A 14538-nucleotide genomic window follows, 5' to 3' on the forward strand; every position below is an offset into this window, starting at 1 on the left:
CTTCTGCATCACGACACGCAGTCCGCGGGCCTTGAGCAGCATGCCCAGGCTGGAGGCGGTCAGACCCTTGCCGAGCGAGGAGGCGACACCCCCGGTGACCAACAGGTGCTTGGTCGTCGTGGAATCGGGCGTCATGGCCAAGAGGGGGCTCCCGTGGTCGCTGGCGGGGGGACGGCACGGCTCATCGGAGCGGGTCGCTCGCGGTGGAGCCGGGTGCGGAGACGGGTGTGAGCATCTCCGTGTCACAGTCGAGGATGTGGGGTAGCGCTCCGAGTGTGCCGACGATGAAGCCGTACAGGCCGGTCTCGTCCTCGACGCACACGTCCGCGAGGATGTTGTGACGCCCTGTCACCGCGGCGCAGAAGCGCACGTCCGGGCAGGCGGACAGGGCGGTACCGACGGTCTCGAGGCCCGCCGGGTGAACCTTCAGCCGTACGCGCGCCGTCACGGGACGGCCCAGGGCGGCCGGATCGACGACGGTGCGCAGCCGCAGCACCCGGTGCTCCAGCAGGGAGGCCACCCGGCGTCCCGCGGTGGCGGTGGAGAAACCCAGCTCCCTGCCGAGGTCGGTGAGGCTGATACGGGCGTTCCTCGTGAGGGCCTCGGCGACACGCCGGTCGGTGGGCGTGAGGTCGTGTCTGCGTGCGGGTCCGGGCAGGGGCTGGACCAGACTTGCCCGCAAGCGCTTCTCCTCCTCTGTGGTCAGGACGGGGGCGTGCCACTCGGCCTCGGTGCGGAACGGGCGCAGGGTGATGTGCGCGTCGAGCACCGTGGCGTCGGGCAGACCGGGTATCTCCTCCAGCGGCGAGGTCAGGCGTGGCCGTCCCTCCACGAGCAGGTGGTACCAGAGGAGGCCGGCCCCTCCGCTCACAGCGGCGACGTTAAGCACTTCCGGGTGCCCTGCCAATCCTTGGCGGACATTTTCCAGACAATCCCTTGCGGTGCGCAGTCGGACGTGTGCGGAGTGTCCGAATCCGCTGCGCAGGGGGTCGAGGTCGGCCGTGCAGCGGACGAGGCCCGAGTCCAGGAGCCGCTGGACGCGCCGCGCCACCGCGCGCTCGTGTTCGCCGAGTATGCGCCCCACCTCTGCCACCTGGGCCCGCGGGTTGATCTGGAGTGCTGCCACGATGCGCTGGTCAAGGTCGTCACACATGTCTGAACCGTTCATCACACGGCAATGATGGCAGGATCTTTATCAGAAAACTTGTGGCTGTTGTCGCGATCGATCAACTGAGGCAGACTCGGGGACCCATCGCCGAACCGGCGCCTGGCGGACCTGTCCTCTGCGACCGGCCCGTACCGGGCCGAAAGGACAGGGCCCCTTGTTAGGCGAGAGCACCACCGCAGCAGTCCAGGACCCCGTGGCCTCCAGCGTGTTCCGCTCGGTGCTGGGGCGTTTCTGTTCCGGTGTCACCGTCGTCACCGCCATGGGACCCACGAGTCCCGCCGGATTCACCTGCCAGGCGTTCTCGTCGCTCTCCCTCGACCCGCCGCGCGTCCTGCTCTGCGTCAGCCGCACCTCGACGAGCTGGCCCGCCATCAGGAGCAGTACCTCCTTCTGCGTCAACGTGCTGGCGCAGCAGCAGCGTTCGCTGTGCGAGCGGTTCGCGCGCTCCGGCGGCGACAAGTTCGAGGGCGTGTCCTGGACCGCGTCACCGGACGGCGCGCCCCGCCTGGACGGCGCGACGGCGTGGATCGACTGCCGTGTGCACACCGAGCACGACGGCGGCGACCACCTCGTGGTCATCGGTGACGTGCGCCGGGTCGAGGCGCCGGCCGACGCACCGCAGCCACTGCTGTACTACCGCGGCCGGTACGCGCGGATCGACGACACCGCCTGACCGGCGCGTGCCCGGCGGCCGGCCCGCCGTGCGGCCCGCGGTACCCCTCCCGTTCTCCCTCTCCCCGCGACCCCGGTCCGGCTGCGCGTGCCCGCACGGCGGCCGTACCGCACCCCGCCCTGCCCGGACCCGGGCCGGGCGCCGAAGCCAGCACCCCCGTCGAAGTCATCACCCCCCAGGAAACAGGAGTGACAACGCCATGGAATCGAAGCCGGGAACCCGCACCGAAGAGACGCCCGCACAGCAGAGCGGCCTGCTCGCCGGACTCGACGTCTTCGTCGGCGGCCCGATCCAGCACGCCATCCTGGCGGGCGGGTTCGTCGGTCACTTGCAGGACGCGATCCAGACCGCGATCGGCATCGCCCGGGACAACGGGGCCAATGTCTTCTCGGCACACCTCGTGGAGAAGTTCGGGGCCGAGACGGCGTCCTTCACCCCCGAACAGGTCTCCGTGCGGGACTTGCGCTGGATGAGGAAGTGCGACGTCTTCGTGCCGGTCCTGCCGTTGCTGGAGGACGGGACCCTGCGGCGCACGGACGGTACCCATGTCGAACTCGGCTGGGCCACCGCGCTGGGGCGTCCCATCGTCCTGATCACCAAGCAGCCCTTCGCCGACTCCGCGAGCCACCTCCTCAAGGGCCTGCACCGCGTGGGCTCCGTCCAGGCCATCGACTTCGACGAGTTCACCGAGAAGCCGGCCCTGCTCATCGACGCGGTGCTCGCCGCCACCGAGCGGCAGCGCGAGGCCGTCACCGCGAGTCTCGTCGCCTAGTCGGACACCCTCCTTCGCACACCCACACCCGCTTCATCCACCCGGACGGAGTCATCGAGTGTCTGACGTGTCGATACTGGGCCTGTCGCTGGCCAATCCCGTGATAGTCGGTTCCGGACTGCTGACGGACCAGGAACGCAACATCCGCCGGCTCATCGAGCGGGGCGCCGGAGCCGTCGTCACCAAGACCATCCACCCCAACCCGCCGCAGGGCCTCGACGAGCGGATCATCCGCCTGCCCGTAGGCATGCTGAACAGCACCACCTATTCCAAGCGCCCGGTCAACCACTGGCTGGGCGTGCTGCGCTCGTTCGCCGACGACGGGTTGCCCGTCATCGCCTCCCTGCACGCCGACACCCCGGCCGAACTCGCCGCCCTGGCCAAGGACGTCGAGGGGACCGGCTGCCGGGCCCTGGAACTCGGCATCTCCTGCCTCAACGAGGAGGAGGGGCTGGAGGACGACAACCCCGACCGGGTCTACGCCTACACCTCCGAGACCCGCGGCAGGACGGCGCTGCCCCTCTCCGTCAAGCTGGCCGTCGGTGAAGGGCTCCAGGACCGGGTGCGGGCCGCCATCGCGGGGGGAGCCGACGCCATCACCCTCAGCGACACCATCGGCGGCGCGGCCGTGGTCCCCGAGACCGGCCGGCTCGAACTGGACGGCGTCTTCGGCTACTCGGGCCCCGGTCTGAAGCCGCTCGTCCTCGCCGCCGTCTGGCAACTGCGCAAAAGGGGCGTCGAGTTGCCGATCATGGGCTGCGGCGGAGTCGGCAGCGGGCGTGACGTGGCCGACTACCTCAGCGTCGGCGCGAACGTCGCCCAGGTGTACACGGCCCTGCACACCGACATGTACGAGACGCTCGAGCGCATCGTGGCGGAGACCCGCGACCTCCTCGGTCCGCCCGCCCCGGCCCAGGTCGGCACGGTCGAGGCCGCGGGCATATGACGACTCGCCACCCTGGATCACCACTCACCGACCTGACCAGCGCCCAGGTCGCCGACGCCGTGCGCGGGCGCACCGTCGTGTGGCCCATCGGGGCGATCGAGCAGCACGGCCCGCATCTGCCGCTGTCGGTCGACCTGATCCTGGCGGAGGCCTTCGCCGGCGAGATCGCGAAGGAACTCGACGCGTTCACCCTGCCCGCGCAGGCGATCGGCGCCCGCTCCCTGCCGCAGAGCGGCGGCGGGCTGTACTTCCCCGGCACGGTGTACGTGGCCGGAGACACCCTCGTCCGCTTCCTGCGCGAGACAATCACGGCCCTGGCGGCCCTGCCCATGGCCCGGCTGGTCGTGGTCAACGGGCACTACGAGAACGAGCCGTTCCTCTTCGAGGCGCTGGACCAGGTGCGCGAGCGGGGTCTGCTGGACAGCACGGAGGTCTTCGCCTTCAGCTGGTGGAGCCTGGTCCGGGACACCTGGACCGATGCCGAGATCCCCAGGTTCCCCGGCTGGCACGCCGAGCACGCGGGAGTCACCGAGACGAGCCTGATGCTCCACCTGCGGCCCGACCTCGTCACCGACGAACGTCCCGACCACGACGACCCGCCCCGCGCGGGTGTCTATCTGCACCCCGTCGACGTGGCACAGACCACCCACCGCGGGGTCCTCTCCTCCACCTCCGGCTCCGACGCCGGGCTCGGGGAGAAGCTGCTGCGCCATGTCGTGGACGAGGCGACGGCCATGGTCCGCGACGGCAGCGGGCTGCTCTTCGCCCAGACCCGTCCGGACCGCCGCCACCCGGACCCGCGGCGCCGAACCGCCGCACGCCCCGAAGGGAACCCACAGCCGTGACCCGGAAGTTCCACCTCGCCTGCATCTTCAACTTCACCCCGGACGACTGGCAGGGCCCCTTCGGTACCGGAGGCTCCCCGTGGGACGGCAAGTTCCACACGGAGGTGGCCCAGGCACTCGAACGCGCCTGTTTCGACTACGTGATCATCGAGGACAAGCTGATGGTCCCGGAGAGCTACGGCGGTTCCGCCGAGCGGGCGCTGCGGCAAGGCATGGTCGTCCCCAAGCACGACCCGGTCCCGCTGGCCGTCGCGATGGGCCTGGCCACCTCCCACCTGGGTATCGTCGCCACCCTGTCGACCCTGGCGTACCCGCCTTTCATGACGGCGCGCCTCTCCTCGACGATGGACAGCATGCTCGGCGGGCGCTTCGGCTGGAACATCGTCACCAGCGCCGAGGACCTGGCCGCACGGAACTTCGGCCTCGAGAAGCTGCCGACGCGGGACGTGCGGTACGCCATGGCGGACGAGTACGTCGACGTGGTGCGCCGGCTCTTCGACTCCTGGGACGAGGACGCCGTCGTACTCGACCGGGAGAACGGGATCTACGCCGACCACACCAAGGTCCGCCCGATCCACTTCAAGGGCGAGTACTTCAGCGTGCGGGGCCCGTTGAACACCGTGCCCTCGCCGCAGCACCGGCCCGCGTTCGTGCAGGCCGGGGCCTCGCCCCGCGGCCGGGTCTTCGCCGCGCGCAACGCCGACTCGGTCATCGCCATCGCCAACGGGGTCGCCGGGATGAAGGAGTTCCGCGACGACGTGCGCAAGCACGCCGAGGCGGCCGGCCGCGACCCCGACGACGTCAAGGTCCTGTTCTGTGTGACGCCCACGCTCGGCGAGACCGAGCAGGAGGCACGGGACAAACACCAGCGGATGATCTCGTCGCCCCAGTTCATCCACGACATCCTCGCCGAGACCTCCGCGCTCACGGAGATCGACTTCGCCCAGTTCGACCTGGACGAGCCCCTGCCGTACCGGCTTCAGACCAACGGGGAACAGGGCTCGCTCGACCAGCTCCAGCAGTGGGGCAGCGGCAAGACGCTGCGGGAGCTGGTGCTGGACGCCGCCGGGGGGCTGGTCTCCTCGGTGGAACTCGTCGGCACACCCGACCAGGTGGCGGAGCGGATGGGGGAGGTGATGGAGGAGGTCGGCGGCGACGGGTTCATGCTCACGACCCCGGTGCTCCGGCTGAACCGCCGCTGGGTCGCCGACGTCACCGACGGGCTCGTGCCCGCGCTCCGGCGCCGGGGGCTGACCCGGGACGCGTACACGCCCGGCAACACCCTGCGGCAGAACCTCGCCGAGTTCTGAGCCCGGCGGGACACCCCGAGTCGCCGGACGGTGCGCACCGGGCCGCGTATCTTCTCCGTCGTGAGCCGGCCGCCCCGTCCGGTGCCTTGCGCCCCCGTGTCCCGGTCAGACGGACGCACCGAGCCGGGACGGCGCTTCACGGCGCACCGTGTCGCGGTACCAGCGGCCCCAGGTGTCCAGTTGCTCGGTGAGGGAGTCCAGGGTGTGACCGACGTCGGTGAGGGTGTACTCGACCCGCGGCGGCACCTCCCGGTACACCGTCCGCGCCACCAGCCCGTCCGCCTCCAGCTCCCTCAGCTGGCGGGTCAGCATGCGCTGGGTGATCCCCGGCAGCGCACGCCTCAGTTCGCCGAACCGGTGCGTACCCGAGACCAGCTGTTTGAGAATGGCGAGTTTCCAACGGCCGCCGAGAAGCTCCATGGCGAACTCGACCGCACAGTGGTCCGAGGTTTCCTCCACCTTGGATCGCATACCTGACCTCCATTGGTATACAGCGTGGCACCAGGGGACACGAATGACCGTACTTGCGGCCCGCGTCGGTACTCCCGGAAGCTGAGAATATGACAGAGAGCAAGGCGCCCGCCGCGGCCGGATCAGCCGACGGCGGGAAGCGCGCGGCCCCGTCCGCGGACGCCGGACCGGACCGGCCGGCCCTCCCCGCGCGGCAGCGGTGGCTGGTACTGGCGGTGGTGTCCGGCAGCCTCTTCCTGTGCGGCATCGACCTCACCGTCCTGCATGTCGCGGTGCCGAGCCTGAGCCGGGAGCTGGAGCCGAGCCCCGCCCAGCTGCTGTGGATCGTCGACGTCTACTCGCTGACGCTCGCCGCCCTCCTGGTGACCTGTGGCACCCTCGGCGACCGCATCGGCCGCCGCCGCATGGTGCTCAGCGGCTTCTTCACCTTCGGACTCGCCTCCGCCGCGGCCGCCTTCTCGACCTCGACCGCACAGCTCATCGCGGCCCGTGCCGCGCTCGGGGTCGGCGCGGCGATGATCATGGCGTCCACGGTGGCGATCATCCGGGTCGTCTTCACCGACGACCGCGAGCGCGCCCTCGCCCTCGGCATCTGGACCTCCGCGCACAGCGTGGGCGCCACCATCGGCCCGCTGGCGGGCGGTCTGGTCACCGAGAGGTGGGGCTGGGGCGCGGTGTTCCTCATCAACGTCCCCGTCATCGTCGTCATTCTGGCCGTCGGGGCCCGGGTCATCCCCGAGTCGCGCAATCCCGTGCCCCGCCGCTGGGACGTGGCCAGCGTCGCGCTGTCGGTCACCGGTCTGGCGGGCGTGGTCTACGCGCTCAAGCAGGCCGGCGAACACGCCGGGCTGAACACCGTGATCGTCGTCACCGCCCTCGCCGGCGCCGCCCTGATCCACCTCTTCGTCCGGCGGCAACGACGCATCCCGGAGCCGCTGCTGGACTTCGCCCTCTTCCGCGACCGTCGCTTCACCACGGCCACGCTGTGCGTCATCGGCTGCTTCGGCAGTTATGTCGCCCTGCTGTTCTTCCTCACCCAGTGGCTCCAGCAGGTGGGCGAGTACTCGCCGGTGCGCGCCGGGCTCGCGCTGATGCCGCTGGCGGGCGCCAACGCCCTCGGCGCGGTCACGGCCCCCTGGGCGGCGAACCGGTGGGGCAACCGCTGGGCGCTGACCGGCGCGCTCTCCCTGTTCGCCGTCGCGTACGCCGCCATCGCGGCCGTCGGCGACACCGGGCACTACGGCGTCCTGCTCGTCCCGCTGCTCGCCGCGGGGTACGGCGCCGGCATCGTGATGACCCTGGGCGCCGATTCCATCATGGGCGCCGCGCAGCCCGAGCGGTCCGGGGAAGCGGCGGCCATCCAGGAGACGTCCTTCGAACTCGGCGCGGGACTCGGTGTCGCCGTCCTCGGCACCGTCCTGACCGCCGTGTACCGCACGGGCCTGCCGCCGGTGCCGGGCCTGTCCCAGGACCAGCGGGCCCGCGCCGAGGAGTCGTTCGCCGCGGCGGAGGACGTCATGACACAGCTGCCGTCCCGGACCGCCCGCGCGGTGCTGCACTCGGCACAGCACGCCTACGACCGGGGCTTCACCGCGGTGTCGGTGATCGCGGCGGCCGGCCTGGCCGCGACCGCGCTGCTGGCGGCGACGCTGCTGCGCCCGCGCCGGGGCGCCGAGGAGACCGGCGGCGACCGACCGGCCACCGGCGGCGGCTGACCCGCCCCGCCCGCCCGGGTACGCCCGCAGCCGCTCCCTCCCGTCCCGTCCACGGTCCGCTCGGGGCCGCCGTACCCACCCGTGGTGCGCGATCTGTGCAGCAACACGCCTCGATCGTGCAGGAGTTCACCCGCTCGTGGTCCGCAGACTCGGTGGTGCAGCACAACCGCACCCCGACCGACTCGCGGAGGCGATGCCCACATGCGGACGTTCGTGCACACATCCCATCCCGCACGAGTGGTCTTCGGTTCCGGTACCGTCGGCCGGCTCGCCGAGGAGGTGGGGCGGCTGGGCGGCACGCGGGTGCTGCTGCTGTCCGGTCCCTCGCTCGCGGAGGCGTCCGCACGTGTCCGGGACGCGCTGGGCGGGCTCGTGGCCGCCGAATTCACCGGCGCCGCCATGCACACACCGGTGGAGGTGACGGAACGGGCCCTCACCCTGCTCCGGGAGGCCGACGCCGACTGCCTCGTGTCCGTCGGCGGCGGTTCGACGACGGGCCTGTCGAAGGCCCTGGCGGTACGCACCGGCCTCCCGCAGGTGATCGTGCCGACCACGTACGCCGGCTCCGAGGTGACCCCGGTCCTCGGGGAGACCCAGGAGGGACGCAAGGTCACCCGGTCCTCGGCCGCCATCCTGCCCGAGACCGTCGTCTACGACGTCGACCTCACCCTCTCGCTGCCCCTGTCCCTGTCGGTGACGAGCGGTGTGAACGCGATGGCGCACGCCGTGGAGGCGCTGTACTCCCCCGACGCCGAGCCGGTCACCGACGCCCGGGCCCTCGACGCGATCTCCCGGATCGCGCGGGCTCTGCCCCGGCTCGCCGCCGACCCGGCGGACCGGGAGGCCCGCGCCGACCTGCTCCAGGCCGCCTGGCTCGCCGGCACCTGCCTGGCCACGGTGGGCATGGGCCTGCACCACAAGCTCTGCCACACCCTGGGCGGCTCCTTCGGCCTGCCGCACGCCGAGACGCACACGGTGATCCTGCCGCACGCCATGGCCTACAACGCGCCCGCGGCCCCGGACGCGATGCGCCGCATCGCCCGCGCCCTGGACGTGCCGGACGCCCCGAGCGGCGTGTACGACCTGGTCGCCGCGCTGGGCGGACCGACCTCGCTGCGCGACCTCGGCATGCCCGAAGCCGACCTGGCCCGCGCGGCCGAGCAGGCCGTGGCCACGCCGTACCCGAACCCTCGTGAGCTGACCGCCGAGGGCATCTCGGGCCTGCTCGCCGACGCCTGGCACGGGCGCCGGCCGACAGGTCCCGCCACCACCGCCGCCACCCTGGCCAAGCTCACCGAACAGGTCGTGGCGAGTTTCGCGCACACGCCCGACCCGCGCGCCCGCACCCTGCTCACGAACCTCGTACGGCAGCTGCACTCCTTCGTGGCCGAGCAGGACGTCACGGACGCGGAGTGGCGGTACGCGATCGACTTCCTCACCCGGACGGGTCAGCTCTGCGGACCGACCCGGCAGGAGTTCGTCCTGCTCTCGGACGTGCTGGGCGTGTCCAGCGCCGTGGACCTGCTGACCAACTCCCGCACCCCCGACACCACCCCGTCCGCCGTGCTGGGCCCCTTCTACGTGGAGGACCCGCCCGAGGCCGCGCACGGCGACGACATCTCCGGCGGTCTGCCGGGCACGCCGCTGTGGGTGGACGTGACGGTCACCGACACCTCCGGCGCGCCCGTCGCGGACGCGGTCGTCGACGTCTGGCAGTCGGACGAGGACGGCTTCTACGACGTCCAGCTCCCCGACCTGGACGAGCCGGTCCTGCGGGCCCGGCTGCGCACCGACGCCCGGGGGCGGCTCACCTTCTGGTCGATCCTGCCCTCGGAGTACCCCATTCCGGGCGACGGCCCCGTGGGGCGGCTGCTCACCACGGTCGGCCGCCACCACCAGCGCGCGCCGCATCTCCACTTCATGATCGACGCGCCCGGCCACCACCGCCTGGTCACGCAGCTGTTCGTGGCGGGCGGTGCCTACCTGGACAGCGACACGGTCTTCGGCGTCAAGGACCCGCTGATCGTCGACTTCGCCCCGCAGACCGGACCCACCCCCGACGGCCGCCGCCTCGACGGGGAGTGGCGCCGCCTGGACCACACCTTCCGCATCGCCCCGCTGACCGACCGATCCAGGAGCACCTCAGCATGACCCCGACCACCGCGCACGACTACGACACCGACGTCCTCGTCGTCGGCAGCGGACCCTCCGGCGGCACGGCCGCCCTCCTGCTGGCCAGCTACGGCATCCGCACCCTCCAGGTCACCAAGTACGGCTGGCTCGCCAACACCCCCAGGGCGCACATCACCAACCAGCGCACCATGGAGGTGCTGCGCGACCTCGGCGTCGAGGACGAGGCGCTGGCCCAGGGCAGCCCGCCCCACCTGATGGGCGACACGGTGCTGTGCACGGCGCTGGCCGGCGAGGAGATCGGCCGCATCCGCAGCTGGGGCACCGGACCGTACTCGCTGACCGAGTACGCCTCCACCAGCCCCTGCCAGATGCTCGACCTGCCGCAGACGTACCTGGAGCCGATCCTCACCTCGAACGCGGCGGCCCGTGGTGCCAAGGTCCGGTTCGACACCGAGTTCCTGAGCCTCACCCAGGACGCGGACGGCGTCACGGCCGTGCTGCGCGACCGGATCCGCGGCGACGAGTTCACCGTACGGGCCCGGTATCTGATCGGGGCCGACGGCGGACGCAGCACCGTCGCCGAGCAGATCGGTCTGCCGGTCGAGGGACGGATGGGCAAGGCCGGCAGCATGAACATCGGCTTCAAGGCCGATCTCTCCGCGTACACCGCGCACCGTCCCAGCGTTCTGTACTGGGTGCTGCGGCCCGGCGCGGCGACCGGTGGCATCGGTATGGGCCTGGTCCGTATGGTCCGGCCGTGGAACGAGTGGCTGCTGGTGTGGGGCTACGACATCGAGCAGCCGCCGCCCGCGGTCGACGAGGAGACGGCGCGCGGGATCGTGCGCGACCTGATCGGCGTACCGGACCTGCCGGTGGAGATCACCTCCACCGCCCTGTGGACCGTCAACCACGCCTACGCCTCGTCCTTCTCCTCCGGCCGGGTCTTCTGCATGGGCGACGCCGTCCACCGTCACCCGCCGTCCAACGGCCTCGGCTCCAACACCTCCGTGCAGGACGCCTACAACCTCGCCTGGAAGCTCGCCATGGTGGTCCGCGGCGAGGCCGGACCGGCGCTGCTGGACAGCTACACGGCCGAACGCGCCCCGGTGGGGCGGCAGATCGTGGAGCGCGCCAACCTCAGCCGCGACCAGTTCGGGCCGATCTTCGACACCCTCGGCGTCGGTGCCGACGGCGACGAGCAGACCATCGCCCAGGGGCTCGACGCGCTGCGGGCCGGCACCGCCGAGGGCGCCAAGCGGCGCCGTCAGCTGGAGGAGGCCATCCAGCTCAAGAACTTCGAGTTCAACGCGCACGGTGTGGAGATGAACCAGCGCTACGTCTCGGGCGCGGTCGTCGCCGACGACTCGCCCGAGGAGGTCTGGGGCGAGGACCGCGAGCTGGTGGCCCGGCCGACGACCCGCCCGGGCGCCAAGCTCCCCCACGCCTGGCTCGTCGACGGCGACGGCAGGCGGATCTCCACGCTCGACGTGGTCGGCAAGGGCGAGTTCACCGTCCTGACGGGACGGTCGGGCGGAGTCTGGGAGGAGGCGGCCGCAGCGTGCCGCGAGGAACTGGGGATACCGCTGCGCTTCGTGCGGATCGGTGACGACGGCGCCCGTGACTCCTACGGCGAGTGGAGCCGGGTGAGCGAGATCGCGGAGGGCGGCGCCCTGCTGGTGCGCCCGGACGCCCACGTGGCGTGGCGGCGCGCGACCCCGCCCGAGACGGGGCGGGAGGCCCTGGACGGACTGCTCGCCGCGCTCCGCCACGTCCTGGGGCGGTGAGCGTGGACAAGCGGGTGGCCGGCGCGGCGGAGGCACTGGCCGACGTGACGCACGGACAATCCTTCGCCGTCGGCGGCTTCGGGCTGAGCGGGGTGCCGGAGGTGCTCATCGGCGCGCTGTACGAGTCCGGAGCCCGTGACCTCGCCGTCGTGTCGAACAACTGCGGCGTCGACGGACGCGGTCTCGGTGTCCTGCTGGCGGCGCGCCGCATCGCGCGGGTCACCGGTTCCTACATCGGTGAGAACAAGGAGTTCGCCCGCCAGTACCTCGCGGGCGAGCTGGAGGTCGAGCTGGTCCCGCAGGGGACGCTAGCCGAGCGGCTGCGGGCCGGGGGCAGCGGGATTCCCGCGTTCTACACCCCGGCCGGTGTCGGCACCGCCGTGGCCGAGGGCGGCCTGCCCTGGCGTTACGGCGCCGACGGCTCGGTCGCGGTGGCCTCGCCGGCCAAGGAGGTTCGCGTCTTCGACGGCGTGGAACATGTGCTGGAGCACGCCGTCAGGACCGACTTCGCCCTCGTCCGGGCCGCGCGCGGCGACCGTCACGGCAACCTCGTCTTCCACCGGGCGGCCCGCAACTTCAACCCGCTGGCGGCCATGGCCGGCCGGATCACCGTGGCCGAGGTGGAGGAACTCGTCGAGCCCGGCGAGCTGGATCCCGACGCGGTGCACGTGCCGGGCGTGTTCGTCCAGCGTGTCGTCGAGCTGACCCCGGAGCAGGCCGCGGACAAGCCGGTCGAGAAGAGGACGGTGCGCGCACGATGAGCTGGAGCAGACACGAGATGGCGGCCCGCGCCGCACGGGAGCTGCGCGACGGCACGTACGTCAACCTCGGCATCGGACTGCCCACCCTCGTGGCCGACTTCATGCCGCCGGACGTCGATGTCGTCCTGCACTCCGAGAACGGCCTGCTCGGGGTCGGGCCGTACCCGGAACCCGAGGAGGTCGACGCCGATCTCATCAACGCGGGCAAGGAGACGGTGACGGTCCTGCCGGGTGCCTCCTTCTTCGACTCTGCGCTGTCCTTCGCCATGATCCGGGGTGGTCACATCGACACCGCCGTCCTCGGCGCGCTCCAGGTCTCCGCGCGCGGCGATCTGGCCAACTGGGCCGTACCGGGGCGAATGATCAAGGGCATGGGCGGGGCCATGGACCTCGTGCACGGCGCCGGACGGGTCGTGGTGCTGATGGAGCACCTCGCCAAGGACGGCAGTTGCAAGATCGTCCCGGAGTGCACGCTGCCGTTGACGGGACGGGCCTGTGTCGACCGTGTCATCACCGACCTGGGCGTCCTCGACGTCACCGGGCGGGGACTGGAACTCGTCGAGACGGCGCCCGGTGTGACGGTGGACCGGATCACCGCAGTCACCCCCGTGCCGCTGACCGTGCGCGGCCCGCGGTGATCCGCCGCCCCCGCGGCGGGTACGGCGTCGCCGCCGTGCCGGTCCGGGGGCGGCCCGCTCACCCCTCGCGCCGTACGACCGCCGGTGTGGTGCCGAGACGGGCCCGCATCACCCTGGTCAGGTGCTCCTGGTGGGAGAACCCGGAGTCGACCGCCACCTCCGCGATCGGCGCGGACCCGGTGCGCAGCAGCCGGCAGGCGTGGTCCAGGCGCAGCCCCAGCAGGTACTGGTGCGGTGACTGCCCGGTGCTCGCGCGGAACTGGCGCGTGAACTGACTGGAACTGAGCGAGGCCGCCGCGGCCAGGTCCGTGATCGGCAGGGGTTCGGCGAGCCGCTCCCGCATGAGATCCCGTACGGCGGTGAGCTGACGGTCGGACAGCCCGGCGCGCGTGGTCGGCGCCGGCGCGGGGCGGACGGCGTGCCGCCGGACGAGCTGGGCGGCGAGCATGCCCGTCAGCTGGTCCACGTAGGTGCGGGCGGCCGGCTCCCAGCGGCGCACGGTGCCGTCGAGCGCGATCACGACCTGCTCGGCGAGCGGATCGGTGAAGCCCGTCTCCTCGGCCAGCTCGACCGGTCGTCCGTCGTTGGCCTCGCGCAGGGTGTCGTCCGTCAGATAGACGTGCACCGTGTCGAGACCACCGCCCAGTTCCACGGTCAGCTCCCGGCCGGCCGGCTGGAGGAACAGGCCGCCGGCCGGGACCACCCGCGACCGGGCCTCGCCGTCCCGGCCACGCCGTACGGTCACGGGTCCGGTGAGGTGCAGGATCAGCAGATGGGTGGGGGCGAGATCGAACGTCGCCCGGTAGGGCCGTTCCCGCTGGGACGAGACATAGGCGTGCTCCCAGCCGAGCCCCGCGCTGTTGTACCGGGGCCGTACGCCGGGGCGACGCAGGATCCCGACCGTATCGGCCACTGAGAGCTCCGGCACGGTGCGACCTCCTCGTGGCACCAGCACTCCTGTCGATCATGGAAGCACATCGGTGTGAGTTCCGTCGAACCCTTCCCGGGTGTGACCCCGATGACGCGTCCTCGGTGCAGAGTCGGGCGCCGATCGGGCAGGATCCCGCCGGCGCGTCACCCTCGGACGCCTCCTGACGGGATGTGCCGGAGCGGGTGCGCGGTCACGGCTCCGCCGCGACGGCCCAGCGGCCGGCCGCCGGCCGGTGCGCACGGCGATGTTCGGCCATGAGGGCGGGCGCCGACCCGCGCGCGTTTCACGGTCCGGCCCGTTGGGTATCACAGCGGCCGCCGCACGCACCCGCGCGACAGCTCAAGAAGCGGCAAAATCATGGGAACAAACCGGCTATTTCTCGCCTTTTCCC

General features: G+C 71.9%; 14 protein-coding genes and 1 pseudogene. 10 read left to right on the forward strand and 5 right to left on the reverse strand.

Features of this window, described 5'->3' with window-relative positions; genetic code table 11:
* The 3 genes and pseudogenes from IF37_RS46370 to IF37_RS46620 all read right to left on the reverse strand — a co-directional run.
* A partial coding sequence (locus IF37_RS46370) for a hypothetical protein (protein WP_158727343.1) occupies window positions 1-135 on the reverse strand: 135 nt, incomplete at its 3' end.
* Window positions 136-181: 46 nt separating this feature from the next.
* Window positions 182-871 (reverse strand): Lrp/AsnC family transcriptional regulator, encoded by a 690-nt coding sequence (locus IF37_RS0115455; RefSeq protein WP_052845202.1) that lies wholly within the window; start codon window positions 869-871, stop codon window positions 182-184.
* Between the two features lie 147 nt (window positions 872-1018).
* Window positions 1019-1168: pseudogene (locus IF37_RS46620) on the reverse strand (AsnC family protein); the annotation flags it as partial.
* A 193-nt stretch (window positions 1169-1361) separates the two neighbouring features.
* On the opposite strand from IF37_RS46620, the gene IF37_RS0115460 reads away from it, so the two are divergent.
* From IF37_RS0115460 to IF37_RS0115480, 5 genes are all read left to right on the forward strand, one after another.
* Entirely contained in the window at window positions 1362-1841 is a 480-nt protein-coding gene (locus tag IF37_RS0115460) for a flavin reductase family protein (RefSeq protein ID WP_030742205.1), read from the forward strand.
* Window positions 1842-2040: 199 nt separating this feature from the next.
* Complete coding sequence (locus IF37_RS42100; RefSeq protein WP_030742206.1) at window positions 2041-2613, forward strand: nucleoside 2-deoxyribosyltransferase; 573 nt, start codon at window positions 2041-2043, stop codon at window positions 2611-2613.
* 58 nt (window positions 2614-2671) lie between these two features.
* A complete protein-coding gene (locus IF37_RS0115470) occupies window positions 2672-3559 on the forward strand; it encodes a dihydroorotate dehydrogenase (RefSeq protein WP_052845204.1) in 888 nt (295 codons plus the stop codon).
* Window positions 3556-4404, forward strand: coding sequence for a creatininase family protein (locus IF37_RS0115475; RefSeq protein WP_052845205.1), 849 nt, complete (start codon window positions 3556-3558; stop codon window positions 4402-4404). Before IF37_RS0115470 ends, IF37_RS0115475 begins: the two co-directional genes overlap by 4 nt.
* On the forward strand, window positions 4401-5714 hold the full coding sequence (locus IF37_RS0115480; protein ID WP_030742211.1) for an NtaA/DmoA family FMN-dependent monooxygenase: 1314 nt from the start codon (window positions 4401-4403) through the stop codon (window positions 5712-5714). The genes IF37_RS0115475 and IF37_RS0115480 overlap by 4 nt, the downstream gene beginning before the upstream one ends.
* A gap of 105 nt (window positions 5715-5819) precedes the next feature.
* On the opposite strand, the gene IF37_RS0115485 is transcribed toward IF37_RS0115480, so the two are convergent.
* A complete protein-coding gene (locus IF37_RS0115485; protein WP_030742214.1) occupies window positions 5820-6185 on the reverse strand; it encodes a helix-turn-helix domain-containing protein in 366 nt (121 codons plus the stop codon).
* 89 nt (window positions 6186-6274) lie between these two features.
* Between IF37_RS0115485 and IF37_RS0115490 the strand changes: the two genes are divergently transcribed.
* The 5 genes from IF37_RS0115490 (at window position 6275) to IF37_RS0115510 (ending at window position 13216) form a co-directional block, all read left to right on the forward strand.
* Window positions 6275-7900, forward strand: a complete 1626-nt coding sequence (locus IF37_RS0115490) for an MFS transporter (protein ID WP_079165751.1) — start codon at window positions 6275-6277, stop codon at window positions 7898-7900.
* A gap of 201 nt (window positions 7901-8101) precedes the next feature.
* A complete protein-coding gene (locus tag IF37_RS0115495; protein ID WP_030742218.1) occupies window positions 8102-10051 on the forward strand; it encodes a maleylacetate reductase and hydroxyquinol 1,2-dioxygenase domain-containing protein in 1950 nt (649 codons plus the stop codon).
* Entirely contained in the window at window positions 10048-11817 is a 1770-nt protein-coding gene (locus IF37_RS0115500; protein WP_030742220.1) for an FAD-dependent monooxygenase, read from the forward strand. Before IF37_RS0115495 ends, IF37_RS0115500 begins: the two co-directional genes overlap by 4 nt.
* A gap of 2 nt (window positions 11818-11819) precedes the next feature.
* Window positions 11820-12578: a CoA transferase subunit A gene (locus IF37_RS0115505; RefSeq protein ID WP_030742222.1), complete on the forward strand. Its 759-nt coding sequence runs from the start codon at window positions 11820-11822 to the stop codon at window positions 12576-12578.
* Entirely contained in the window at window positions 12575-13216 is a 642-nt protein-coding gene (locus IF37_RS0115510; RefSeq protein WP_030742223.1) for a CoA transferase subunit B, read from the forward strand. Before IF37_RS0115505 ends, IF37_RS0115510 begins: the two co-directional genes overlap by 4 nt.
* Before the next feature lie 58 nt (window positions 13217-13274).
* Here IF37_RS0115510 and IF37_RS0115515 read toward each other — a convergent pair whose 3' ends face one another.
* On the reverse strand, window positions 13275-14144 hold the full coding sequence (locus tag IF37_RS0115515) for a helix-turn-helix domain-containing protein (protein ID WP_030742224.1): 870 nt from the start codon (window positions 14142-14144) through the stop codon (window positions 13275-13277).
* Window positions 14145-14538: the final 394 nt, after the last annotated feature.

Source organism: Streptomyces sp. NRRL S-31 (genome assembly GCF_000718775.1).
Lineage (GTDB): Bacteria > Actinomycetota > Actinomycetes > Streptomycetales > Streptomycetaceae > Streptomyces.

Bases quoted from the DNA above. Each gene is read 5' to 3' on its own strand.
- IF37_RS42100 (WP_030742206.1), top strand. From the start codon at position 2,041: ATGGAATCGAAGCCGGGAACCCGCACCGAAGAGACGCCCGCACAGCAG.
- IF37_RS0115475 (WP_052845205.1), top strand. From the start codon at position 3,556: ATGACGACTCGCCACCCTGGATCACCACTCACCGACCTGACCAGCGCC.
- IF37_RS0115485 (WP_030742214.1), bottom strand. From the start codon at position 6,185: ATGCGATCCAAGGTGGAGGAAACCTCGGACCACTGTGCGGTCGAGTTC.
- IF37_RS0115490 (WP_079165751.1), top strand. From the start codon at position 6,275: ATGACAGAGAGCAAGGCGCCCGCCGCGGCCGGATCAGCCGACGGCGGG.
- IF37_RS0115495 (WP_030742218.1), top strand. From the start codon at position 8,102: ATGCGGACGTTCGTGCACACATCCCATCCCGCACGAGTGGTCTTCGGT.
- IF37_RS0115500 (WP_030742220.1), top strand. From the start codon at position 10,048: ATGACCCCGACCACCGCGCACGACTACGACACCGACGTCCTCGTCGTC.
- IF37_RS0115510 (WP_030742223.1), top strand. From the start codon at position 12,575: ATGAGCTGGAGCAGACACGAGATGGCGGCCCGCGCCGCACGGGAGCTG.